Source organism: Pseudoalteromonas sp. SD03, from assembly GCF_040937955.1.
GTDB classification, from domain to species: domain Bacteria; phylum Pseudomonadota; class Gammaproteobacteria; order Enterobacterales; family Alteromonadaceae; genus Pseudoalteromonas; species Pseudoalteromonas tetraodonis.
Genome location: NZ_CP162514.1, coordinates 3379604 through 3402891, shown reverse-complemented (window position 1 = coordinate 3402891; position 23288 = coordinate 3379604). Strand labels below are relative to the sequence as shown.

At 40.2% G+C, this 23288-nt stretch carries 22 protein-coding genes; 7 read left to right on the top strand and 15 right to left on the bottom strand.

Going from position 1 to position 23288, the window contains the following annotated elements; all coding sequences use genetic code 11:
• The 7 genes from tatC to ABZP26_RS15910 all read right to left on the bottom strand — a co-directional run bounded on the left by tatC (position 1) and on the right by ABZP26_RS15910 (position 5583).
• Positions 1-741, bottom strand: coding sequence for a twin-arginine translocase subunit TatC (gene tatC / locus ABZP26_RS15940; RefSeq protein WP_028834690.1), 741 nt, complete (start codon positions 739-741; stop codon positions 1-3).
• A gap of 49 nt (positions 742-790) precedes the next feature.
• Positions 791-1123: a Sec-independent protein translocase protein TatB gene (gene tatB, locus ABZP26_RS15935; protein ID WP_016899064.1), complete on the bottom strand. Its 333-nt coding sequence runs from the start codon at positions 1121-1123 to the stop codon at positions 791-793.
• Positions 1124-1128: 5 nt separating this feature from the next.
• Positions 1129-1389: a Sec-independent protein translocase subunit TatA gene (tatA, locus tag ABZP26_RS15930; protein ID WP_008108546.1), complete on the bottom strand. Its 261-nt coding sequence runs from the start codon at positions 1387-1389 to the stop codon at positions 1129-1131.
• A 79-nt stretch (positions 1390-1468) separates the two neighbouring features.
• Complete coding sequence (gene ubiB, locus ABZP26_RS15925; protein ID WP_290191618.1) at positions 1469-3070, bottom strand: ubiquinone biosynthesis regulatory protein kinase UbiB; 1602 nt, start codon at positions 3068-3070, stop codon at positions 1469-1471.
• Between the two features lie 17 nt (positions 3071-3087).
• Positions 3088-3747, bottom strand: coding sequence for an SCP2 domain-containing protein (locus tag ABZP26_RS15920; protein WP_368485144.1), 660 nt, complete (start codon positions 3745-3747; stop codon positions 3088-3090).
• A 12-nt stretch (positions 3748-3759) separates the two neighbouring features.
• Positions 3760-4515 carry a bifunctional demethylmenaquinone methyltransferase/2-methoxy-6-polyprenyl-1,4-benzoquinol methylase UbiE gene (gene ubiE, locus ABZP26_RS15915; RefSeq protein WP_008108541.1) on the bottom strand — a complete coding sequence of 252 codons (756 nt, stop codon included), beginning with the start codon at positions 4513-4515 and terminating at the stop codon, positions 3760-3762.
• A 108-nt stretch (positions 4516-4623) separates the two neighbouring features.
• Entirely contained in the window at positions 4624-5583 is a 960-nt protein-coding gene (locus ABZP26_RS15910; protein WP_064662687.1) for a diguanylate cyclase, read from the bottom strand.
• Between the two features lie 334 nt (positions 5584-5917).
• Between ABZP26_RS15910 and ABZP26_RS15905 the strand changes: the two genes are divergently transcribed.
• Positions 5918-7696 carry a DUF885 family protein gene (locus ABZP26_RS15905; RefSeq protein WP_368485143.1) on the top strand — a complete coding sequence of 593 codons (1779 nt, stop codon included), beginning with the start codon at positions 5918-5920 and terminating at the stop codon, positions 7694-7696.
• A 77-nt stretch (positions 7697-7773) separates the two neighbouring features.
• Positions 7774-9255, top strand: a complete 1482-nt coding sequence (locus tag ABZP26_RS15900; RefSeq protein ID WP_016899068.1) for an FMN-binding glutamate synthase family protein — start codon at positions 7774-7776, stop codon at positions 9253-9255.
• Between the two features lie 70 nt (positions 9256-9325).
• On the opposite strand, the gene mtnK is transcribed toward ABZP26_RS15900, so the two are convergent.
• Complete coding sequence (gene mtnK / locus ABZP26_RS15895; RefSeq protein ID WP_290191621.1) at positions 9326-10543, bottom strand: S-methyl-5-thioribose kinase; 1218 nt, start codon at positions 10541-10543, stop codon at positions 9326-9328.
• Between the two features lie 130 nt (positions 10544-10673).
• Between mtnK and mtnA the strand changes: the two genes are divergently transcribed.
• The gene (gene mtnA / locus ABZP26_RS15890) at positions 10674-11699 is read left to right on the top strand and encodes an S-methyl-5-thioribose-1-phosphate isomerase (protein WP_368485142.1); all 1026 of its coding nucleotides are present in this window, start codon (positions 10674-10676) and stop codon (positions 11697-11699) included.
• 63 nt (positions 11700-11762) lie between these two features.
• On the opposite strand, the gene ABZP26_RS15885 is transcribed toward mtnA, so the two are convergent.
• From ABZP26_RS15885 to ABZP26_RS15875, 3 genes are read right to left on the bottom strand one after another with little or no spacing between them, the layout of a single operon-like run.
• A complete protein-coding gene (locus ABZP26_RS15885) occupies positions 11763-12305 on the bottom strand; it encodes an acireductone dioxygenase (protein WP_368485141.1) in 543 nt (180 codons plus the stop codon).
• A complete protein-coding gene (mtnC, locus tag ABZP26_RS15880; RefSeq protein WP_138561391.1) occupies positions 12302-12988 on the bottom strand; it encodes an acireductone synthase in 687 nt (228 codons plus the stop codon). The genes ABZP26_RS15885 and mtnC overlap by 4 nt, the downstream gene beginning before the upstream one ends.
• The gene (locus tag ABZP26_RS15875; protein ID WP_013466190.1) at positions 12985-13602 is read right to left on the bottom strand and encodes a methylthioribulose 1-phosphate dehydratase; all 618 of its coding nucleotides are present in this window, start codon (positions 13600-13602) and stop codon (positions 12985-12987) included. Before ABZP26_RS15875 ends, mtnC begins: the two co-directional genes overlap by 4 nt.
• Positions 13603-13709: 107 nt before the next feature.
• Between ABZP26_RS15875 and ABZP26_RS15870 the strand changes: the two genes are divergently transcribed.
• Genes ABZP26_RS15870 through ABZP26_RS15860 form a run of 3 tightly spaced genes read left to right on the top strand, consistent with a single transcriptional unit; the run spans position 13710 to position 17096 of the window.
• Complete coding sequence (locus ABZP26_RS15870; RefSeq protein WP_013466189.1) at positions 13710-14852, top strand: methionine aminotransferase; 1143 nt, start codon at positions 13710-13712, stop codon at positions 14850-14852.
• Positions 14840-15613 carry an amidohydrolase gene (locus ABZP26_RS15865; RefSeq protein ID WP_290191626.1) on the top strand — a complete coding sequence of 258 codons (774 nt, stop codon included), beginning with the start codon at positions 14840-14842 and terminating at the stop codon, positions 15611-15613. Before ABZP26_RS15870 ends, ABZP26_RS15865 begins: the two co-directional genes overlap by 13 nt.
• Before the next feature lie 58 nt (positions 15614-15671).
• Entirely contained in the window at positions 15672-17096 is a 1425-nt protein-coding gene (locus ABZP26_RS15860) for a mannose-1-phosphate guanylyltransferase/mannose-6-phosphate isomerase (protein ID WP_090495071.1), read from the top strand.
• Positions 17097-17192: 96 nt separating this feature from the next.
• Here the strand turns inward: ABZP26_RS15860 and ABZP26_RS15855 are convergent, their stop codons facing one another.
• From ABZP26_RS15855 to ABZP26_RS15845, 3 genes are all read right to left on the bottom strand, one after another.
• Positions 17193-19349, bottom strand: a complete 2157-nt coding sequence (locus tag ABZP26_RS15855; RefSeq protein WP_013466186.1) for a response regulator — start codon at positions 19347-19349, stop codon at positions 17193-17195.
• 80 nt (positions 19350-19429) lie between these two features.
• Positions 19430-20086 (bottom strand): response regulator transcription factor, encoded by a 657-nt coding sequence (locus ABZP26_RS15850; RefSeq protein WP_008108518.1) that lies wholly within the window; start codon positions 20084-20086, stop codon positions 19430-19432.
• A gap of 213 nt (positions 20087-20299) precedes the next feature.
• Positions 20300-20671 (bottom strand): histidine triad nucleotide-binding protein, encoded by a 372-nt coding sequence (locus ABZP26_RS15845; RefSeq protein ID WP_013466185.1) that lies wholly within the window; start codon positions 20669-20671, stop codon positions 20300-20302.
• 92 nt (positions 20672-20763) lie between these two features.
• Between ABZP26_RS15845 and ABZP26_RS15840 the strand changes: the two genes are divergently transcribed.
• Complete coding sequence (locus tag ABZP26_RS15840) at positions 20764-21366, top strand: DUF2057 domain-containing protein (RefSeq protein ID WP_013466184.1); 603 nt, start codon at positions 20764-20766, stop codon at positions 21364-21366.
• A 57-nt stretch (positions 21367-21423) separates the two neighbouring features.
• Here ABZP26_RS15840 and ABZP26_RS15835 read toward each other — a convergent pair whose 3' ends face one another.
• Entirely contained in the window at positions 21424-23265 is a 1842-nt protein-coding gene (locus tag ABZP26_RS15835; RefSeq protein WP_096038836.1) for a M1 family metallopeptidase, read from the bottom strand.
• Positions 23266-23288 lie beyond the last annotated feature (23 nt).

Here is a 23288-nt window from a genome sequence, read left to right as displayed (position 1 = left end):
TTATTCCTCAGATTCTTGTTGTGGTTTTGCGGTATAAAATTTAGCTAAAATTAAACCAAGCTCAAATAAAAGCAGCATAGGTAGTGCCAATAGGGTTTGTGAGAGCACATCAGGTGGCGTTAAAAACATTGCCACTACAAATACGCCAACCACTATATAGGGACGCTTTTCTTTTAGACTTTGTGTGGTTGTTGCACCGCTCCAGCAGAGCAACATAATTGCAACTGGGATTTCAAATGCAATGCCAAAAGCGAAAAACAGCTTGAGCACAAAGCCTAAATAACTACTTATATCGGGCGCAAGTGTCATCATTTGCGGCCCTACACTGGTGAAAAACCCTAAAATTATAGGTAGCACCACAAAGTAACAAAAAGCAATGCCACTATAAAATAAGATAATACTGGAAGCCAATATGGGCATCAGCATTTTCTTTTCATGTTGATATAAACCCGGGGCTATAAACCCCCAAATTTGATGCAAAATCCAAGGAATGGCAGCAAATAAAGCAACAAACAACGTAAGCTTAAAAGGGGCAAAAAACGGTGCAGTAACATCCGTTGCAATCATAGTGGCTGTACTAGGTAAATGAGCAACTAACGGAGCGGCTACAAAGGTATAAATATCGTTTGCAAAGTAAATTAAGCCAATAAAAATCACTAAAATACTTAATAACGATTTAATTAGCCGGTCACGCAATTCAATTAAATGAGCGACAAACCCTGATTTTACTTCCTCAGTCATTGTGTTTTATACCGTGTATTAAGTGCATGAAAAAAAGAGAGTGCTATGTTCACTTTGAGTCATCTGTTTGTTGGCTATTTGATGCTGGCGTTTGACTTTTTTTATAGCTATGGGTGACTGATTGCGCCGCTTGTTGTAGCTCAGAAACAGAGTGTTGTAGGTCAGGGCTTAAATCTTTAAGACCTTGTTGCTCTGCTTTTTTTAGATTTTCGTGTAGTTCATGCACACGAAGCTCCTCACTCACTTCAGCTTTTACTGAGTTAGCCATTGCTTTGGCTGTTTTAACCCAGCGGCTTACGGTTCTAATAGCAACAGGTAAGCGTTCCGGCCCTAGTACTACCAAGCCGACAATAAATACCACAACAAGCTCCCACATTCCCATGCTAGTTAAACCTTGTCGTTATCTTTAGTTTTGCTAGTTGTACTTGAATCGATTGGTGTTGATTCTGATGATTTTTGGATCTGTTCAGTTTTATCTTCGCTAGCTTGTTTTTCAGCATTTTGGTCATCAGACATAGCTTTTTTAAAGCCTTTAACTGCGCCACCTAAATCACCACCCATACCGCGTAGTTTTTTTGTACCAAATAAAAGTACAATGATTGCAAGTACAATTAATAATTGCCAAATACTAATACCACCAAAACCCATGGTTTTCTCCTGCTTTTAAGCCATAAAATAATAAGGTTAAGTGCTGATTATACGCCCAAAGTGGCAAATAGCACTTAGTTTATGAGCGGCGCCAAGCCGCTATAAAGCCAATAACAGCACAGCTTAAGACAACGCCAGCAGCGATTAAGTTGTGTTGTAAATAAAATAAAGCTGAAACAATCATCGCAGCACTACTAAACAGTCCTAAAACCAATGGTTTATGTGAAACCTTAATTTCAGGTGCGTGAGAGTGTGGTGCTCGCTTTAAATTTTGATAAATTAAATCGGGTAGTTCAGGCATTTTTTCTGCCCAAAACGGTAAGTTTGCATACATTTGCTTTAGCACAGACAGCGGGCCCACTTGTTGTTTAACCCAGTCTTCTAAAAATGGTTTTGCTGTTTTCCACAAGTCCAGTTGTGGGTATAGCTGACGACCTAAGCCCTCAACATACAACAAGGTTTTTTGTAATAATACGAGTTGCGGTTGAACCTGCATATTAAAACGACGTGCGGTATTAAATAAGTTAACCAATACATGACCAAATGATATTTCAGCTAGTGGTTTATTAAAAATAGGCTCGCACACGGTGCGAATAGCAAATTCAAACTCTTCAATGCTGGTATCAGGTGGTACCCAGCCTGAATCAACATGTAGCTGTGCTACTTGGCGGTAGTCGCGGTTAAAAAAGGCAATGAAATTTTCAGCTAAATAGCGTTTATCTTCTTTGTTAAGAGTTCCAACAATACCGCAATCTATACCAATATATTTAGGATTATGCGGGTTTTCGCGTGACACAAAAATATTACCCGGGTGCATGTCAGCATGAAAAAAACTGTCGCGGAATACTTGAGTAAAAAACACTTCTACTCCGCGTTCTGCTAATAACTTCATGTTGGTGTTTTGTGCCATCAACGCTTCAGTGTCCGAAACCGGAATACCGTAAATACGCTCCATAACCAGTACATTACTGCGGCTATAATCACTATATACTGTTGGAATGTATAACGATTCTGAACCTTCAAAGTTACGCTTTAATTGAATACCATTAGCGCCCTCACGCATTAAGTCGAGCTCATCGAGCAATGTTTTTTTATACTCTTTAACCACTTCCACTGGGCGTAATCGCTTGGCTTCGTTAATTAACTTACCGACAACCTTAGCCAATTTTTCCATTAGTGCTAAGTCAGCGTTGATTTGTTGCTCAATATTAGGGCGAATAACTTTAATAACAACATCTTGCGATTCACCTTGAGGATCAACAAGGGTAGCAGTATGCACTTGAGCAATTGAGGCCGATGCCAAAGGTATTTGTGAAAATTCACTAAATAGCTGGCTAATATCATCTATTTCTAATGCTTTTTCGATGATTCTCTGGGCTAGTTCACCTTCGAACGGTTCTACCTGATCTTGTAAAAAGGCTAATTCTAAGGCGATATCATGAGGCAGTAAATCGCGCCGAGTTGAAAGCATTTGGCCAAACTTTATCCACACAGGGCCAAGTTGTTGTAGTGCTAAACGAAGTCTTAAGCCAGGAGGTTTATTTTTGTGTTGGTTGCGCAACCAAAACAAACTGCCACGAGCAAGTTTAGCAAACCAAGGTACTTTATGTTTGGGTACAAGCTCATCAAGTCCGTAGCTAAGCAGGGTTTTAGTTATGTAATACAGTCGGGCAGTTGACACAAAAAATCCTTAGCGCGTTAAAGTGCTTTAATTAGGGCGTTAATGCGTTGCTCAATGGCAGCAACTTGGCTTTTTAGTGCTCTATTTTGTTGTTTAAATTGCGCAAGCTCTAATGGGTGAATTGTAATTGCCAATTCATCTTGGAACAGGCTAATCAAGATGCTATCGAGCTGTGATTTTGCTTTTTTACCTTGCTGCTTAAACGACTGAAAGTGCAAATAAAGTTGCTGTGCAGGTGCATCTCCAACATACTTTGCTAGTTGCTCTGGCCAATCAATGTCTAAACTTGAAAAGGCGGAACTATAATTTTGAGCTATGTTTAAATCCCCTTGCAAATCAAGTTTGTCTTGACGTATAAGCTGGGTAAGCATGGCTGGATTTTTAAGAGCTAACAAGGTGTTTATATTGGCACTGATCATACACTCAGCGTCAGCATGTGCTAATGCAGTGTAAAGATGTAGCTGCTGATTGGCATAAGTAATGGCTATTTTTTGCTGCCAATCTCTAACTTCAACTAATAAACGCTGATGTTCTACCGCTTTTAGCTTATCGACTAAGCTCGGGTCGAGTTTAAGCGCTTGATTTAATACTTGTTCAATAAGCGAAAGCACAAAGCTCGGTAGCATAAAAAAACTGCTTTCAGCCGATTGTTCTTTATTGTTTTCTTCAAGCGCCATAAATTACTAACCTTAGTATTTAAACCCACGGTGAAGTGCAACAATGCCGCCTGTAAGGTTTTGATAAGTTGCTTGTTCAAATCCTGCTTCGACCATCATCGCTTTTAGCGTTTCTTGATCTGGATGCATACGAATTGACTCAGCTAAATATTGGTATGATTCACTGTCGTTAGCAACCAACTTACCCATAGTAGGTAAAATGTTGAAAGAGTAAAAATCATACGCTTTGCTCAACAATTCTTGCTCTGGTTTTGAAAACTCAAGAATGAGTAAACGACCACCTGGCTTTAAAATACGATACATAGAGCGCAGCGCTTTATTTTGATCCGTCACATTACGTAAACCAAAAGCAATCGTAATTAAATCAAAGCTATTATCAGGGAAAGGCAAGGCTTCGGCATTCATTTGTACGTAATCAATGTTGCCTACAAGGCCTAAGTTATGCAGCTTTTCGCGGCCTACTTTTAACATTGAAGAGTTTATATCACCTAAAACAACCTGACCGGTTTCGCCAACAAGCTGGCTAAACTTTGCAGTTAAATCGCCAGTACCACCGGCTAAATCTAATACATGATGACCTTTACGAATACCTGAGCTGGCAATTGTTTGACGTTTCCATAAACGATGAATACCAAAAGACATGAGATCATTCATAACATCGTACTTTGTCGCAACAGAATGAAATACATCAGCAACCATAGAAGCTTTTTCGGTTTCGGCAACAGTTTTATAGCCAAAATGCGTGGTCTTTTCAGGGTTCTCGTTCATGATTAATCTCTATCGTGGTAATAAAGACTAGTGTACTTGATTGTGCACCAAGGGTGCAATTTGAATATGATTTATCAGTTAATTTTATTGTTTGAACAGTGTACTGGGTTATTGAGAAGAGCGTGACTTAAAAGCGGCGTTTGAGGCACTTTTAACCAGCTGGTTAAAGTCGCCTTGTTGTTGCTCAGTGATCCCTAGTGAGAGAGAAATGGGGGGTAGTTTTAGATCGCTTTTTGAACTAATAAAACGTAGCTTTTCAACTCCGCTTATCACTTTTTGTGCAATAAGGTTAGCGGTTTCGGGTTCTATGTTAGCAAGTAAAACGATGAATTGATCTTTTGCAGAGCGCCCAGCTAAGCCACTTTGCGAAACATATTTTTGCACTTGCTTAGCCACTTTATTTAAAATCACTTCGCCAATGGCATCGCCAAAATTATTAATAAAATGCTCTAAATTATCAATTTGAATGGCAATAGCTGAGATTGATTTGTCTTGTTTTAACCATAACTGTGTTTGTTTGGTTAAATAATGGCGTTTGTATAAGCCAGTTTGTGGGTCAATCACATGTTGTTTGCGTAAGGTATTAAGTTGTTTTTTAGTTGCTTCGTGTAGTTTTTTGGCCTGACTTAGTTGGTGTTTAAATTGTGCTTGTTGCGTTAATAAAAGCTGAGTTTGTTCATTAAGCCTTTCTAAAGCAATACGGCTGTTGCCAATATTATTTTCATCTAGAGAGTGCATACAGTCATTAACATGACCTGCAAAGTCATTTAGCTTTTTTTCGGTCTGTTGAGCATTTTGCGATAGTGAATTGATCACGCCATTGACGTTTTCAATCATTGCTACTTCGGTTTTATGCCCTTGATTTAAATATTCAAAATAGAGTTGTTCAATAAACAGCTCATCAATATTTTGATGGGCATCTATGGCATCATCAATGGCATTATTAAGCGCAAAATGGATTTTACTAATGTATGTATACACAACTTGAAAATTTAAGGGGGTAGGAGGCAAAACATGATGCTCTAAAAACATACATACTTTTGTCATTTTTTCTTGTGCTAAAGCCATGGAATCATGGAACATCATTTGCAATTACCAACCAAATACGCATAAATGCTGATTTATAAAACTCGTCCAATGAGGCAATTTGCTTCCAAGCAACGATACAATAATCATTATATCCGTTATTTAAAAGTAAAATGAGTCGTAGTTGGCTAAAATAGCACTATAATTTCAATAACCGTTGTTTTTCTGAGCAATTACTCTAATTGTTAAGTATTAACTTAAGTTAATACAATGTCTCACGGGCGTATATTTTGCGCAGTTGGTCGTATATCTATTTGCTATTTATCTAGGCTACGATAGGTTTATCACATCTGTAATATTACTAAGATCAATCACTATGAATTTATCTCTTTCAAAACAAATGCGTCTTTCCCTATTAAGTGTCACTTTAATGTGCTCACTAAGCGCGTGTCAGCTCACCGCAATTAATGCGGATCAACAATTTACGCAAGCGGCTGAAAATATAGTACAGCATCGCCAAAATGTTAGCCCGTATAGTAACCCCGAAGGAGTTGATGGCTACTTATTACCTAATTTGTCAGCTGAATTTTTAGCGCAGCAATATCAAAAAAACACGCAGCTATTAGCAGATTTAGATGCCATAGATATAAGTAAGCTCAGTGATGAAAACCAAATTAACTACAGTATTATTCGAGCGCAAGTGCAAAATAGTGTTGATGAATATGTATTTAACGCACATTACATGCCTTTAACGTCAGAGTATGGCTTTCATTCAAGCCTATCGTTTATTGTTAATAGCTCTGATTATAAAACTGCACAAGATTATCAACACTATTTAAAGCGATTACAGCAAGTGCCGCGCTTTTTTGAGCAAAACATAGGTTGGATGCGCAAAGGATTAGAGGTTGGTTTAACTCAACCCAAAGCGGTGTTAATTGGTTATCAAGACTCGATTACTGCTTACATTGTTGATGACGTCACACAATCTGAATTTTATAAGCCATTTTTAAACAATACCGCGGGTTTAAGTGATAGTGAATTTGCAGATTTGCAACAACAAGCTAAAGCAATTATCAGTAGCCAAGTTATTAATGCCTACAAAGACTACTTAACTTTTTTTAATAACGAATACTTACCAGGCGCACGTAGTGATATTGGTATTTCGTCAACACCGAATGGTGAGGCCTTTTATGCAAATCGTGCTAAATATTACACCACCACACAAATGACCCCAAAAGAAATACATGAGCTGGGTTTAGCGGAGGTTGCGCGCATTCGTAGTGAAATGGAAGCGGTTATTAAAGAAGTAGGTTTTAAAGGCACGTTTGCAGAATTTATCCACTTTTTACGAACAGATCCGCAGTTTTACGCCACAACGCCTGAGCAATTATTAAAAGAGGCCGCGTATATTGCAAAAAAAATGGATGCGCAGTTGCCTAAATTATTTCATACCTTACCGCGCAAACCTTATGGCGTAGCGCCGGTGCCTGCCAATATTGCTCCTAAGTACACTACTGGGCGCTATTCAGGTTCGAGCCGTGATGATCAAGCCGGCTTTTATTGGGTGAATACCTACGCTTTAGATAAACGACCACTCTATGCTTTAGAAGCATTAACTTTGCACGAAGCTGTTCCGGGTCATCATTTACAAATATCACTCAATGCAGAACTTGAAAGTTTACCTAGCTATCGCCGTGATGCGTATTTATCAGCGTTTGGTGAGGGCTGGGGACTGTATTCAGAGTACTTAGGCGTTGAAGCGGGTTTTTATCAAGACCCGTACAGCAACTTTGGTCGTTTAACCTACGAAATGTGGCGTGCTGCACGTTTAGTGGTTGATACGGGTATGCACATGTACGGCTGGAGTCGTGAGCGTGCAATGAATTTTATGGCCGATAATACGGCGCTTTCATTACATAATGTAAAAACAGAAACCGATCGTTATATTTCATGGCCAGCTCAAGCGTTGTCATACAAAATTGGTGAGTTAACAATTAAACGTCTGCGTGCAGAGGCCGAGCAATCATTAGGTCAGCAGTTTGATATTCGTGAGTTTCATCATCAAATATTGCGCCATGGTTCAGTGCCTTTGTCGGTGCTTGAGCAGCAAATACGTTTGTATATACAAGCAGAATTAGCAAAAACAGATAGCTAATAGCGCATTATTTTGAAACTATAAAAGCGTGGTGTTATTTAATGACATCACGCTTTTTTAGCATTTAAGGATAAGTAATGAGTCAATTTATAATGTTCAGTATCGATGTGTTTGCCAGCTTATTTATTGTTGTATTTGGATTGCTGGTTATATTAATTGCTATTTTTTATGTTCGAGATGTTACCCAAACAAAGCATGCTATTCGGCGTAATTATCCAGTAATTGGACGTTTTCGGTACTTTTTTGAACGCCAAGGTGAGTTTTTTCGTCAGTATTTTTTTGCTCTCGACCGTGAAGAAATGCCCTTTAATCGCGCCGAACGCAGTTGGGTATATCGGGCTGCTAAAGATGTTGATCATACGGCTGCTTTTGGTTCAACCCAAAGCTTAGAAACGACAGGCACCGTAATGTTTATGAACTGCGCATTTCCTACCTTAGATGAAGAAGCCCTAGCGCCTAGCAACGTAACGCTTGGGCCTTATTGTAAATTTCCTTACACCACAAATTCGTTATTTAATATATCGGGCATGAGCTTTGGCGCGTTATCCAGTCCTGCTGTACGTGCACTCTCAAAGGGGGCAAAATTAGCCGGTTGTTGGATGAACACGGGAGAAGGCGGACTTAGTCCGTATCACTTAGAAGGTGGTGCCGATATCGTGTTTCAAATTGGTACGGCTAAATATGGTGTACGCGACGAGCAGGGAAATTTAAGCACAGAAAAACTAAAAGCCGTTGCTGCACACCCAGCAGTTAAAATGTTTGAGCTGAAAATGAGCCAAGGTGCCAAGCCAGGTAAAGGCGGTATGTTACCTGGGCGAAAAGTGAATGCTGAAATTGCTAAAATAAGAGGCATACCTGAGGGGCAGGATTCAATTAGCCCAAATGGGCACCCAGAAATAAAAAATCCAAACGATATTTTAGACATGCTCACCACGATAAGAAGTACAACCGGTAAACCGACAGGCTTTAAAGCGGTAATTGGTGAACATGCTTGGTTAGAAAGTTTATTTGCCGAGATAAATCATCGTGGTATTGAGTCTGCACCCGACTTCATTACCATAGATAGTGCTGATGGTGGTACCGGCGCTGCGCCTCAGTCTTTACTCGATTCGGTGGGGTTACCGCTAAAAGAAAGTCTTCCTTTAGTTATTCAGTTACTAAAAAAGCATGGCCTTAGAGAGCGAGTTAAAATTATTGTCTCTGGCAAATTAATTGTGCCCTCAAAAGTTGCGTGGGCATTAGCACTAGGTGCCGACTTTGTTGTGTCTGCACGTGGACATATGTTTGCACTAGGCTGCATTCAGGCTATGCAATGTAATAAAGATACCTGCCCCACAGGAATTACTACGCATAATGAACGTTTACAGCGTGGTTTAAATGTTGAGGATAAAGCGCAGCGGGTCGCAAATTATAATAAATACATTCATTACGGTGCGGGGCTTATTGCACATTCTTGTGGCGTTACCAGTGCTCGCGAATTAAAACGCAAACATGTGCGTATAGTGCAAGAGAGCGGTCTTTCTGAGCCACTAGATAAAATGTACGAGCACTATCATTAAATATAGCTTAAAAGGCGCTTAAAGCGCCTTTTTTAATAAAATAAAGACTTAGTTTAGGGTCAAACAGACCCTAATTTAAATGGCTTATTAGCAAGCTGAAAAACGCGTCTTTAGTATCGCAAGTGTGGGCATTTAAAATCAATTGCTCACCCAGTGCTAATGTTTGTTTTTGTACGTTTAACCGTGCGGCCTCATCGGTAATGCCTTCTATATCAATTACATTAGCAAGGCCTATAGTGCGTCTAATTAGCTCTATGCCACAGTAGCCAATAGCATCTTGTAAAACATGTTTCATAAAATACTCTGCGTAGCCTGAAGCTTTAAGTGTCTCATCAGTTGTTTGCTTATTTATGAGCTCAAACCACTGTTGTTCAAATGTGGCGTAGCATTCAACCAATGTACTTAATAAATGGGTTTGATAATTACGACGTGCTACAAAGTCGTCAATGCGACCGTGCTGAGCACAGTAATTTAGTAGTAAGTTACCGATAAAAGATCCAATATCAAAGCCAATAGGGCCAAAAAAGCCAAACTCAGGGTCGATCATTTTAGTGGTAGTTTGATTAACAAAAATACTTCCGCTGTGCATATCGCCATGCAACAAGGTTTGTGGGTTCGATAAAAAGTTAGCTTTTAGCTTTGCTACTTCAAGTTTTAATGCCCCGTTTTTACGAATAGCCTCAACTTCAGTTTGTAATTGTGCCGGATAGTTGTTGCGTTCATGCTCTGTGTACGGATCGCTAAAAAATAAATCTTCAGTAATTTGGCACAATTCAGGGTTAGTAAATTGGCTAATACGTGCTTTTTTATCTTGCGCTAATAAATAAAAGTCAGAGTTATAAAAGCCCGTTTGGCTTAAATACACAGCTACGTGGTGAGCAAGGTTTGAAAATTGTTCAGCATTATTTTGCGCTGTTCGCAAAATTTGCATATCACCTAAATCTTCTAAAATGGTCAGGGCTAAGTCTTTATTGTAATGTAAAACAGTAACCGTATGCGCAGGGCAAATAGCCCCATGATTAAGTAAAACTTCTGCCTCAATGCGTGCTCTATCAAGTGTTAATGGCCACGACTCACCTACACAACGCGCATACGGTAAAGCTTGCTTTAATATAATACTGTTGTTTTGCTCATCCGTAATTCTAAATACTAAGTTGAGATTACCGTCACCAAATTCATAAGCGGTAAGCGCTTGCCCCGGCTTAAAAAAGTCGTATTGATTAGATTCAATTAACGAATTGATGTAATTAATAGCGTGCTGTGCATTAAAAGCAACATAGTTAGTCATGGTTTTATTCTCAATAAAGATGCATTTAAGCATTCTATACCTTTAAATGTTTAGATGTCTATAAGTCTAACTTGAGAGTTCTTCAAAGTGGTGTAAAATAACCCTACGCACTTCTAATCTTTTGAGCCTTATGCAAAATTTAATCGCAAGCAGTTTAAAATATGAAAATAGTACGCTGAGCGTACTTGATCAATATTTGCTTCCTCATCAACAAGTGTGGCATGAATGCCACACTGTAGAGACCATGAAAGAGCTGATCATCAGCTTAAAAGTGCGTGGTGCGCCACTTATAGGCTTAGGGGCCAGTTTATTAATTGCTTATTTAGCTGAGCAAGGTATGACTAGAGACGCGCTTGCAACCGCCATAAATGAGCTAGAAGCCACTCGCCCAACAGCGGTTAACTTAATGCATTGTATGGCGGCGTTGCGCCAAGCGCTTAAACAAACTGATTATGTTGCCAGTATTGTTGCAACGGCTGAGCAGTTATTTATTGAAGACATTGAGCTATGTGAGCGTATGGCAACACGTGGTGCCGAGCTAATAAATAGCGGCGACAATATATTAACTCACTGTAATACAGGCGCTTTAGCCACTGCTGGCATAGGTACTGCATTGGGTGTTATTTATAAAGCACAACAAGCCCATGGCGATGTCCATGTGTGGGTGGATGAAACGCGCCCCTTACTACAAGGTGGACGTTTAACTGCGTTTGAATTGGAGCGTTGGCAAATACCTTACACGCTAATTTGCGATAACATGGCGGCCAGTTTAATGGCTGCAGGTAAGGTAGATAAAATTGTTGTAGGGGCTGATCGTATTGCTGCTAATGGCGACTTTGCCAATAAAGTCGGTACTTATAATTTAGCGGTGCTTGCGCATTTTCATAATATTCCATTTTATGTGGTGGCACCGGTTACTACGCTTGACGTAAATACTGCCCAAGGTAGCGATATAGAAATAGAGCAACGTAATCCACAAGAAGTGCGTGGTGTTAGTGGTAGTTTTGGCGAGGCATTGTGGGCTCCCACTAATGCTAATGTATATAACCCCGCATTTGACGTAACACCCGCAAACTTGGTTACTGGGTGGGTGTTAGATACCGGTGTTTATAACCAGAGTCAGGTAGAAAATGGCGTGCTCTTACAGCTGAAGTAATTTTGCGATGCGTTTGGTCCACGTTATGTTTATTTGTGTGGACCAGGGTTTTGAATGATTAACTTACGGTAATAATGGAAAGTGCTCTGCAATCGGTGATTCCGTGCTTTGTGCTACCCAACCTTGTGTATTGTTAAATAGACGAATAGCGGTAAATTCTGGGTCGCTACCCATATCAAACCAATGAGGTGTCAGTTCAGGTACTGAGATCAAATCGCCTTGTTGGCAAAGTACTTGGTACACTTTACTGCCAATGTGTAAGCAAAATAACCCTTGGCCTTTGACAAAAAAGCGTACTTCGTCTTCGCTGTGAGTGTGTTCAAATAAAAATTTTTTGCGCAATTCTGAAACATCAGGGTTGCCTTTAGCCAGCGATATAACGTCAACAGTTTGATAGCCGCCTTGCTGTTTTAAGTGTTCAATATCGCCGCTGTAGGCAGTTAAAATATCATCATTGCTGGTGCTTTCAGTGATCTCGGTATTTGCCTGCCATTGCTCAAAACGCACATTAACCTTAGCAAGTTCAGCGGTAATACGTTGAACGTCGCTACTGGTCAGCAGTGCATTAGTGGCGTCAGAATCTGCAAAAATAGTGAGTTGGCTCATGCTAAATGCTCCGCTTTAAATTGGCTAAAATCGTTAATGTAGCTGTGCTTTGATGAGCTTTCTTGCCCATCGCGAATTAAATGTAAAGTTTTAAGCCCAGCGGTTTTTGCAGCATCAAGCTCTGCAACTACATCACTTAAAAACAATACTTCGTCTGGGTTAAAAGGCAATTGCGTTATTATGTTTTCATAGGCGCTTGGCGCTTGTTTAGCGCCTACTTTGGTATCAAAGTAATCACTAAATAGTGAGCGAATATCGCCAAAGTCAGAATACTGAAAAATTAAATGCTGTGCTTTCACAGAGCCCGACGAATAAACGTATAACTGTTGGCCAGCTTGCTTTTGTTGTTGTAAAAATTGATAAGCATCTGGGTATAAGTGACCAGTAAAATCACCGTTTTCATAGCCTGTTTGCCAAATTAAACCTTGTAATTGTTTAAGTGGCGTTATTTTTTTATCTTCTTCAATCCAAGTAAGTAAAGTGCTAATAACGGTGTCGATATCGGCATTAGGCTCGTTAATTTCAGCTTTTACAGCGCTAATTTGTTCTGCTACTTCAGGCTGTTCTGTGTGACCGCGCACAAATGCAGGCAGTTGTTGTGCGGCATAAGGAAATAGCACATCTTTTACAAACGAAATACGCGTAATAGTGCCTTCAATATCAGTTAGCAATGCTTTGATCATAGTGCGGTTCCTGTTATTTTTAAGCGTTCTAGCTCGCAACTAAATAAAAACTCTAATGCCTCTAAATGGCGGCGAACTTCATCAATGTTACGGCCAACAGCATATAAACCATGACCTCTGATCAATACGGCATGCTTAATTGGTGAGTGTAAGTGATGGTCGCTCACAAGTAGGCTTAAACGGTCTATATCTTGATCGTTATCGAAAATAGGGATGGCCAGTGATTCTAAGTGCGATGTAATACCGCTGAGCGCTTTTTGCATCTCGTAGCCGGTTAGTTCAAGCTGATGGCGTTGAATAATATTTGAAAGTACAGTTGCCGCTACCGAGTGAGTATGCAAAACATATTGCGCGTCAGGAATAAGTTGATACAAGCTCAAATGCAGTTGTGTTTCGGCTGAGGGTTTTATTGCCCCTGCAACACGCTCACCTAAATGATTTAATTGTAGAAAATGCTCAGGCATTAACGCGCCTTTGTCGTGGCCACTGGCTGTGACTACAAAGCCCGTACTGGTGCGAGCTGAAAAGTTTCCACCTGTTGCGGGTACCCAACCTTTTTGACTGACCCATTTTCCGGCTTCAATAAGTTCTGAAATAGCGGTATTGTTTTGCATACATTCCTCACTAATGAGCATAAAGCTATTTGTTTTAGACGGCTATACTTCTGTTTTAAGCAATGATAGCATCGCTTTGGGCGTAAAACCATCATTAAGGGTAACCAGTGTTTGAAAGTAAATTGCCAAATTTAGGCACCAGTATTTTTAGTCAAATGACTGCTTTAGCAAATCAATTCGAAGCGATTAATTTATCGCAGGGTTTTCCTGAGTTTGATGCGCCTGAGCTACTTAAAAAACAGCTTAATCATTATGTGCTTGAAGGAGTTAATCAATATTCACCTTCATCTGGTGTACCGCGCCTGCAGCAACAAATTGCCCAGTTAGCAAAACGAAAATATGCGGTTGAAATAGATGCCGCGCAGCAAGTAACGGTAACCTCAGGGGCAACCGAGGCGCTGTTTGTTGCCATTCAAGCGCTAGTGCGCGAAGGTGATGAAGTCATTGTATTTGACCCTGCTTATGACTCTTACCAGCCAGCGATTGAATTGGCCGGTGGTAAGTCAGTTAATATTGCTCTGCATGCTCCGAGTTATGTAATTGACTGGCAAACGGTGGCTGCGGCTATTAATAGCAAAACGCGGGCTATTATTATCAACACTCCACATAACCCAAGTGGTAAAACGTTAAAACAGCACGATATTAATGCCCTAAAAGCCTTAGTCATCGAGCATGATTTATACCTGATAAGTGATGAAGTATACGAGCATATTACTTTTGATAAGCAACCACATTTAAGTGTGTTACGAGATGAGGAATTGTTTGCTCGCAGCTTTGTGATCTCAAGCTTTGGCAAGACTTTTCATAGCACTGGTTGGAAAATGGGTTACTGCATCGCACCCGCTACACTTGCGGTCGAGTTTCGTAAAATTCACCAATATGTGACTTTTTCAAGCTTCACGCCTGCGCAACATGCACTCGCCGATATGTTAGAACAGCAAGGTGAGCATGTGGATGCGCTAAGTGAGTTTTATCAACAAAAACGCGATGTGCTCAGTAATGCTCTACAAGATAGCCGCTTTAGCATTTTACCAAGTGAAGGCACCTACTTTTTACTGCTTGATTACAGTGATGTATCGGATTTAAATGACGTAGAATTTTGCCAATGGTTAGCAGAACAAGCAGGCGTTGCAGCCATTCCACTGAGCGTGTTTTATCAGCAACCAAGCAATGATAAAGTTATTCGTTTATGTTTTGCTAAAAATGATCAAACCTTAATAGAGGCGGCACATATTTTATGTCAACTTTAACCTTCGCATTATTACAAAGCTCGCTGCATTGGCTCGATAAAAAAGCCAATTTAGCTATGTTTGAAAAACAGCTTGCTAATATCACCAATCAACCTGATTTAATTGTACTTCCTGAAACCTTTGCCACTGGATTTGCGGTTAACCTTGACTGTGGCGAAGCTGAAAATGGCTCAGTACTGAGTTGGCTCAAGGCACAGGCGAAGCACTATAATGCGGTAATTGCAGGCTCGGTATTGGTAACCCAAGGAAGTAAAAAAGCGAATCGGTTTTACTGGGTACAACCAAATGGAGAAGTGAGCTATTACGATAAACGGCACTTATTTTGTTTAGGTAACGAAGGCGAGTTTGTAGTGGCAGGACAAACGCGTGAAGTGTTTGAACTCAATGGGTTTAAAATATTGCCACAAGTATGCTACGACTTACGGTTTCCGGTGTTTCAGCGCAATAACAATGACTACGACGTGATGATAAATATTGCCAATTGGCCAGCAGCAAGGCGCAATGTATGGGACACTTTATTAATGGCACGAGCAATGGAAAACCTATGCTACGTGGTTGGCGTAAACCGGGTTGGTGAAGATGGCAATGGTATTGACCACAGTGGTGGAACTGCAGTGTATGACTTTAAAGGTGAGCCACTGATTAAAGCGAATGACGACCAGCAAGCACTACTAACAATCATGTTAAATAAAGCGCCGCTTGATGAGTTTAGAGCTAAATTTCCGGCACATTTAGATGCTGATGCTTTTACATTGGTATAAATTAGCGCCCAGCCGATAAAGTGCTAAAATAGCCGCTGATATTTTTATTGGCGGCTTTATGAATACAACCCTTATTACACCGGTAATTTTAGCTGGCGGCATTGGCACACGGCTTTGGCCGCTGTCGCGCCAAGCAATGCCAAAGCAGTTTTTATCTTTGCTTGATAATAAAAACCAGCAGTCGTTATTGCAAAGCACGTTAGTGCGTGTTGCAACTGAGGACTTTAATCCCGCTATTTTGGTCTGTAATGAGCAGCATCGATTTATTGCCGCGCAGCAGGCAGCATTTGCAAAGCCCCATGCCATAGTACTTGAGCCAGAAGGCAAAAATACCGCACCAGCCATTGCCCTTGCCGCGCACTATGCATTAAAAAATAATATTACAGGTCCTTTGTTGGTGATGCCTGCCGATCATTATATTGAAGATTTTACGCCATTAACTGCTCAGTTATCTGATGCGGTGACACTGGCTGAGCAAGGTAAATTAGTTACATTTTCAATTACGCCAACAGAGCCGCATACCGGTTATGGCTATATCAAACAGGGCACAGCAATTATAGGTACTGCTTGCTTTGAGGTAGACCAGTTTAAAGAAAAACCTGATTTAGCAACTGCATCAACCTATTTAACTGAGGGCGGTTATAGTTGGAACAGTGGAATGTTTTTATTTACTCCCGCTGCATATCTAAAAGAGCTGGAACGCTTTGCGCCAAAAATAGCTAAAAGTGTTGCTAGTGCCACTGATTTTAAACAAGACTTAGCGTTTACAAGAGCAAATACTCATGCACTTGAATCTTGCCCAAGTGACTCGATTGATTATGCTATTTTAGAGCGTAGTAATAATGTGGTGGTAATGCCCGTTGCATTAAATTGGAGCGATGTGGGTAGTTTTTCTGCACTCGCAGCGTTGAGTAAAAAAGATCCACAGGGTAATAGCCCACACCAAGAACATATCGCCCAAAACAGTAGTAACAACTTAGTTATTAGCGAAGATGGACACACAATAGCGACGTTAGGGGTAAGCGATTTAGCGGTTATTCATACCCACGACGCCACTTTAATTGCTGATCAAAATGCGCTTGATGCCCTCCCGTTATTACTCAAGCAATTGACAACAACACATAATAACAAACTGACACACCATCAGGTGGTTTACCGCCCTTGGGGAAATTATCGTACGCTGGTAGAAAGTATCGGTTTTAAAGTAAAAAAAATAACCGTTAATAGTGGGGCTAGGCTCTCAACGCAGCGTCATCAGCATCGCGCTGAGCATTGGGTTGTGGTGTCGGGCACTGCAGATATATGTATTGACCAGCAAAGCTTAACGCTGACCCATGACCAGTCTTGTTATATTGCTGCAAAACAGCTGCACAGTTTAGCGAATAATCAGCCCGAGCCCTTAGTTGTTATTGAAGTGCAAACGGGTGCCATTTTAGATGAAAGCGATATAGAGCGATTTGACGATATATACGGCAGAAAATAACAGTATAAATAGTGAAAATGCTTGATTATTTGTCACTGCAGTAAAACTTGGTAGCCCGTAGCCCGTAGCCCGTAGCCCGTAGCCCGTAGCCCGTTTTTACCCTAGTCCTTGCCGTACATACTTTAAATACGCCTCTAAACTGTGTTGCCACAGTGTGCTGGCTTCATTTAACGAGTTATTTAATGGTTTTTTATCTAGTAAGCGTCGCTCAATTTTTTTTAGAGCTAGTCCATAGCTATTAAAACCAAGTTGCATAGCGGTGCTAGCTTGGCGATGTAATAACTTAATGCATTGCTCGGTGTCTTGCTCTAATAAAGCTTGGCAACGGCTCAGCTTATTACGAGCAGAAAGAATAAATTCATTATAGATAGAAGATACTTCATCAATACTAAAAGAGCTTGTCAGGGTGTCTGTTGCGGTTTCATCGTATAACGTATCAATCAGCTCGACAGCAATATTAGCTGTTTGTGTTGACTGTGAATCACTCAATGCTTGGCGTAGTTTCTCTTGCTTTAATGGCTTGCCAACAATGTCTTTAATACCCAGTGCTAAGTATTCTTTTATTTCATCAGGGCTCAAACTGGCAGTAAAGGCCAGCACCGGCGTTCGCTGATTTTTATGCTCCACCCGTTTGAGAGTTTTTAGTACCTGTTGCCCTGTTAAATCGGGTAAGTTCATATCAAGTAGCACCACATCAAAGTGGTATTTTTTCATCAACTCAATCGCACTTTTGCCATCTTTAGCGAGCTTAATTTTATGCTCGTCGTCAGCCATAAATTCAACGGCAATTTTTTGGTTCAGATCTAAATCTTCAACAAGTAATACATCGAGTCCGGTTAAATAGTCCTTACTTTGATGGCGTTGCTCTACGAGACTAAGCTCACCAATAGCTAACGTCATGTTAAAGCTAAATACACTGCCTACTCCCAGCTCACTGGTAATTTCTAGCTGGCTATTAATTTTATCGAGAAGGCGACTGGTTATAGCTAGTCCTAGACCTGTTCCGCCTTTTTCTTTACCGGCACTGCTTTGAATGTAGGGCTCAGTTAAATAATCAATTTCATCTTTTTCAATACCAGGGCCTGAATCGAGTACGCTTACTTTAAGGGTATGATCTAGCTGGGTTTCATTAATTAAGTCTATTTGTACTTTTACCATCCCCGTATCGGTAAATTTAATCGCATTACCGACAAGGTTAATAATAATTTGTCTGAGTTTTTGTTGGTCGCAGTAGTAACAGGCTTTGTCGGGGATATTACAGGCGAGCTCAAATTTAAGTTGTTTTTGTTCGGCCAGAGGGCTTAACAGCAAACATAAGTTTTGCAGCCACGTTTTAAACTCTATGTCTTCTTCGTACAGGGCTTCGTCGTGCTGATCTAAGCTTGCATATTCCAGCACTTTATCTACCAGTAAGTTGAGTGACTCAGCTGAGTTGATAATGGCCTCACAATAGGCTTTGTTACGGCTGTCGCTGGTTTGATTTAATACCAGTTGTGCACTGCCTAATATGCCGTTTAGTGGTGTGCGTATTTCATGGCTGATGGTGGATAAAAACAGTCCGCGAATTTCTAAATCTTTATGAGCTTTTTCGGTGAGTTTATTAAGTCGTAATTCCCTGCGCTCATTACATAACAACGCCATACCTGCAGCATAGAACATGGGGGCAATAACACTATTTAAAAATAACAGTGAGTTAAACCATGAATTTAAAATGGCATCCTGTTGTGCAATGTCATCCATAAATAGGCTTCGGGTAATAAAACTTGCTGCAACTAAAGTTAAAATAATAATGTAAACAATACTGGCGTTAGGGTAGGGTTTTCGCGCATATTTTATAAATATAAATAATAAAAAAGTGGCCTCTACAATATGCTGCAAATCAGAAATATATACCCGTGAGCGCATTGAGGGCTGTAAAAATGTGAAATAAACAAGCAGCAAAGCGCTGAGCGCTGTAAATAGGCAAACAAACTTAAGGCCACGACCATGATAATTTAAAAATTGACTCAGTGACAAACAATGCACAATAGAGGCTAAAAACATCATGTTATTAGCAAGGGTAATGGCAATCTGATCAGGAATTTTGCCTATTAGCGCAAAACTAACAATGGCAGCTAATAGCAGTAAAGGATAGAAAATATAAAGTAACGTGCCGGGAACATGCTTATTGGTACGCCAGGTTAAAAAGTTCAGTAGCGTCATCACTGTCATAACGGCGATACTGGCAAAATAAAGCGTAAATGAGTCGAGCATTAAGACCCCAACAGCGTTTTTTAAAGAAGATATAAAAACAGGCACTTAAAGTGCCTGTATGGTATTTATTCAAACAAACGTTAACGAATTTCGTCAGGAATGTTTTGTTGTGCCCAAGAAAGTAATTCAATACGGTTACGACATTTAGTTTTTCTAAATGCACTGTATAAATGAGTTTTAACCGTATGCGGGCTAATACTTAACTCTTCAGCAATTTCTTTATTTTTAGAACCATTACTCATTAACGAGATAATTGCTTTTTCACGCTTCGTTAGCTTTATTGGTTCAATATCACCATCAGTTAGCTTATGCAGGGCATCTTTATTAAATTGCAGCATGCGGTTAAGCGCATTACACATAATGTCACGACGATACCAAAGCTGATCTTCGAGTAATAAACGAATCCCTTTCATGAGTACATCGGCATTATCTGTGGTGTAAAATACACCACGAATACCGCTAAGTAATGCGCGATTAGCAAGCTCTGGGTTTTCATCTAAATTGAACAACACAATATCGCACTTGATGCGTAAATTAACGAGTTGCTCTTTTAGCTTTGTCCATGCGTCTTTACTTGATGTTTCAATGAACAATAAGCGAGTACCTACCGGAACATCTAAAATATTTGTACCCGTAGTTACGTCAAGGCCTTGCGTTTTTAACAATGGCTCTAAAACGTTAATACCAATAGTGTTAATTGGTTCTTCATCTAACAACAAAAAGGCTGAACTGCTCATGTTTTTTTACTCTTTTATAAAGCTGGCTAATTAATTTTACCACAATCCCTACACACCTTTTGTATTAGAAAATCATTATTTCACTGGAGAAAAGGTGCGATTTCCGATTATTTAAACATAAAATGTTGCAAATAAGTAATTGTTTTTTTTCGTGTAGTAAGAAAAACGCCGTATTTTTGATTTTTTTAAACTAATCTAAGATTTAACTAAGCACTATAGCGCCGTTTTTTTAGTTTCTTGGTATGGAGGCCAGCCCATTTCTTTACCTGCGAGCATATGTAAATGTATGTGATACACAGTTTGGCCACCATGTTCATTACAGTTCATCACAACGCGGTAGCCGTCATCGCTAAAGTTGTGTTGCTTGGCCAGTTTTGCGGCGACCGTGTATAAATTACCAACTAAATGTGAGTTTTCATTATTTATATCATTTATAGTGGCAATTGGTTGCTTGGGAATAATTAATACATGAAATGGCGCTTGAGGATTAATGTCTTTAAACGCTAGCGTGTCATCGTCTTCGTAAATAATATCTGCTGGAATTTCGCGATTAATAATTTTAGTAAAAATAGTCTCTTGGCTCATAATGATGACTCTAATTTATTTGATTAATATATGTGTCACTAATGACAAATTTTGCTAGCAGTGTCAAACTGAAATCAACTAAAGGAGTAATTATGCGTAAATCAATATTATTAGGCAGTGTAGCGGCGCTCTTAGTGAGTGCATCGAGTTTGGCAGAAAATATTCACTTTCCTGAGGAATTTGTTCCTTTGCAAGTGGGTGAACGAATAATTGAAAGTTCGCTTTTTAGTCGTGTTGATGATGTTGAATTAGCACCGGGTACTTATCAGCTAAAACTTAAATACACAGATTTATATGACTTAGGTTATGACGATCATGAAGTGATTGAGTCAGAACCTTTTTGGGTGAATGTAACCATTGAAGCGGGTAAAGATTACACCTTAGTATTTAATCGTGCTGAAAATGCGGTAGCGGCAAAAGTATTTGCTGAGGCACCGCAAGTGAGTTTAAAAGCAAAAGGCAGCACCTTAGCTAAGCCATTAAATATTATTGCCGAACGACAAGTTCAAAGCGCACAGTTTAACCAGCAAACAACAGCAACCCCAGCGGGCCCGCAAAAACCGAGTCGTCCCATTAAACCGATTACGCCAATTAATGGAAAAGGCATGCCAAGTGCGGCAAATATGCTCGACTTTTGGTGGCAACAAGCAACGCTCGCTGAAAGGCAGGCTTTTTTAGATAAAGTAACAAAATAATTAAGCATTAAAAAAGGGCCAAATTGGCCCTTTTTAGTTTATTGGTAACGCTATTATTTATTCAAATAACGCGTCAATGGTACCTTGTGCAAGTGGGTGATAACCCGGACGTGCTTTTAAGTACACGCTTTGTGCCCAGCCTTTTTTACCATGTGTAATAAGTGCTTTGTAAAGTGGCACTATTAGCTTACGACGACCAATACCCGATAAGTGTTTATCAAGCGCAGGGTAAATCGGTTGGTAACCGTTACCCACTGCTAGCATGTACCATGCAAATGCGCGTTCTGCGTTAGTTGATTGGGTTAAGTTAAACTCGCCGTCTAATTCAGTCATTTTTTCAATGCTTAAATCGCGCGGTAGGTTATTTAAAAAGTGCAGCCACTCATGCACTGTCCAATTTGCAGTAGGTAATTGTGCGGCAGTTGTATCCCCCTTTAACCATGCTTGTGTTGCAGCATCTACTTTATCGAACGCATCAGAGGTAGGGTTAGGTGCATCACTTGGTAAACCTGGCTCAAAAATCCACTCGTTCACTTTATCCATGCTCACTACACCAGGGTACTTTTCAATTAAGTTAGCTTTGATGTAAGTCACAAATTGCGCAGTGGTTAGCGATTTAAACGCAAATTCATTAAAGTAAGTTTTAACAAAGTCATCAAACTTATCACGGCCATATTTTTCTTCTAGGTAGATTAAAAATAGCTGACCCTTTGTGTAAGGCACTGAGCTAAACGCATCATCCGGATCGCGGCCATTAAGTTTTAAATTAAGGCGAGTGTCTGGTGCATCAATGGTTTTAAGTTGCGCACGCAGACCAGCAGCATCAAGCGCTTGCTCCATTACTGCACGGTCGCGACCAAATACTTCTTCCATAATGCGGTTTTCAACGTAAGAGGTAAATCCTTCGTTTAACCATAAGTCTTCCCATGTGGCATTGGTTACTAAGTTACCAGACCAAGAGTGAGCAAGCTCATGTGCAATCAGGTTAACTAGGCTTTTATCGCCAGCAACAACGGTTGGGGTAATAAATGATAGACGCGGGTTTTCCATGCCACCAAATGGGAAGCTAGGCGGTAGCATAAGTAAGTCATAGCGACCCCAAGCATATTCACCATACATCGCATTGGTTTTGTCGATCATCGCTTGGGTGTCATTAAACTCAGCAACTGAGGCATCCAAAATAGTCGGTTCAGCAAAAATACCGGTTTGTTTAGACATCGCTTTAAATTCTAAGTTACCAGCACCAATCGCAATTAGGTAAGGCGAAATTGCTTGTGGCATATTGAAGTGGTAATCACCGTCTTTATAAAGGGCATCTTTATTATCGGCACTCATTACCGCACGCACATCTTCAGGGGTATGAATACGTGCAGAATAAGTCACACGCATTGCTGGGGTATCTTGCACAGGGATCCAACTACGTGCATGTATCGCTTGCGATTGACTATACATAAACGGGTGCGTTTTACTGGCTGTTTGCTCTGGCGTTAACCACTGTAAGCCCGACGCTTCTGGGCGACTGTTGTAGTAAATACGGACTTTTTCAGCTTGGCTTTTAAATGTAATGGTTAGTTTTGAGCCTTTAACATCGTCGCGATTAGCAAGGTTAAAACTGGCTTTATGCCAATTGCCATTGGCTGTTTGATACATCACTTTATCAATATCAAGATCGCGGGTATCAAGTACTAGCTTTGTGCTTTTCGCGTTTTGCCATTGTAGCGTATGCTCAACAAAACCTTCTAATTGCTTGTCGGCAAAGTCGATGTCTAAATCAAGGTTTAAATGCGTGGTGATAACATCATCAAGGTTGGCGTAGGAATTTTGATCAATAGCGCTAGCCATTACTTGCGAGCACATACCGGCCATAGCGAGGCTTAAAAAAAGAGGTTTGATTTTCATAATTACCTTGAGTACAAATAAAA

What these genes read in the sequence shown, in the direction of transcription:
- mtnC (WP_138561391.1), bottom strand. Translation starts at nt 12,988, where the DNA reads ATGATCAAAGCATTGCTAACTGATATTGAAGGCACTATTACGCGTATT.
- ABZP26_RS15900 (WP_016899068.1), top strand. Translation starts at nt 7,774, where the DNA reads ATGAGTCAATTTATAATGTTCAGTATCGATGTGTTTGCCAGCTTATTT.
- ABZP26_RS15850 (WP_008108518.1), bottom strand. Translation starts at nt 20,086, where the DNA reads ATGAGCAGTTCAGCCTTTTTGTTGTTAGATGAAGAACCAATTAACACT.
- ABZP26_RS15905 (WP_368485143.1), top strand. Translation starts at nt 5,918, where the DNA reads ATGAATTTATCTCTTTCAAAACAAATGCGTCTTTCCCTATTAAGTGTC.
- ABZP26_RS15885 (WP_368485141.1), bottom strand. Translation starts at nt 12,305, where the DNA reads ATGAGCCAACTCACTATTTTTGCAGATTCTGACGCCACTAATGCACTG.
- ABZP26_RS15920 (WP_368485144.1), bottom strand. Translation starts at nt 3,747, where the DNA reads ATGGCGCTTGAAGAAAACAATAAAGAACAATCGGCTGAAAGCAGTTTT.
- ABZP26_RS15845 (WP_013466185.1), bottom strand. Translation starts at nt 20,671, where the DNA reads ATGAGCCAAGAGACTATTTTTACTAAAATTATTAATCGCGAAATTCCA.
- mtnA (WP_368485142.1), top strand. Translation starts at nt 10,674, where the DNA reads ATGCAAAATTTAATCGCAAGCAGTTTAAAATATGAAAATAGTACGCTG.
- ABZP26_RS15875 (WP_013466190.1), bottom strand. Translation starts at nt 13,602, where the DNA reads ATGCAAAACAATACCGCTATTTCAGAACTTATTGAAGCCGGAAAATGG.
- ABZP26_RS15860 (WP_090495071.1), top strand. Translation starts at nt 15,672, where the DNA reads ATGAATACAACCCTTATTACACCGGTAATTTTAGCTGGCGGCATTGGC.
- ABZP26_RS15910 (WP_064662687.1), bottom strand. Translation starts at nt 5,583, where the DNA reads ATGGCTTTAGCACAAGAAAAAATGACAAAAGTATGTATGTTTTTAGAG.
- ABZP26_RS15835 (WP_096038836.1), bottom strand. Translation starts at nt 23,265, where the DNA reads ATGAAAATCAAACCTCTTTTTTTAAGCCTCGCTATGGCCGGTATGTGC.
- tatC (WP_028834690.1), bottom strand. Translation starts at nt 741, where the DNA reads ATGACTGAGGAAGTAAAATCAGGGTTTGTCGCTCATTTAATTGAATTG.
- ABZP26_RS15840 (WP_013466184.1), top strand. Translation starts at nt 20,764, where the DNA reads ATGCGTAAATCAATATTATTAGGCAGTGTAGCGGCGCTCTTAGTGAGT.
- ABZP26_RS15855 (WP_013466186.1), bottom strand. Translation starts at nt 19,349, where the DNA reads ATGCTCGACTCATTTACGCTTTATTTTGCCAGTATCGCCGTTATGACA.
- ubiE (WP_008108541.1), bottom strand. Translation starts at nt 4,515, where the DNA reads ATGAACGAGAACCCTGAAAAGACCACGCATTTTGGCTATAAAACTGTT.
- mtnK (WP_290191621.1), bottom strand. Translation starts at nt 10,543, where the DNA reads ATGACTAACTATGTTGCTTTTAATGCACAGCACGCTATTAATTACATC.
- ABZP26_RS15865 (WP_290191626.1), top strand. Translation starts at nt 14,840, where the DNA reads ATGTCAACTTTAACCTTCGCATTATTACAAAGCTCGCTGCATTGGCTC.
- tatB (WP_016899064.1), bottom strand. Translation starts at nt 1,123, where the DNA reads ATGGGAATGTGGGAGCTTGTTGTGGTATTTATTGTCGGCTTGGTAGTA.
- tatA (WP_008108546.1), bottom strand. Translation starts at nt 1,389, where the DNA reads ATGGGTTTTGGTGGTATTAGTATTTGGCAATTATTAATTGTACTTGCA.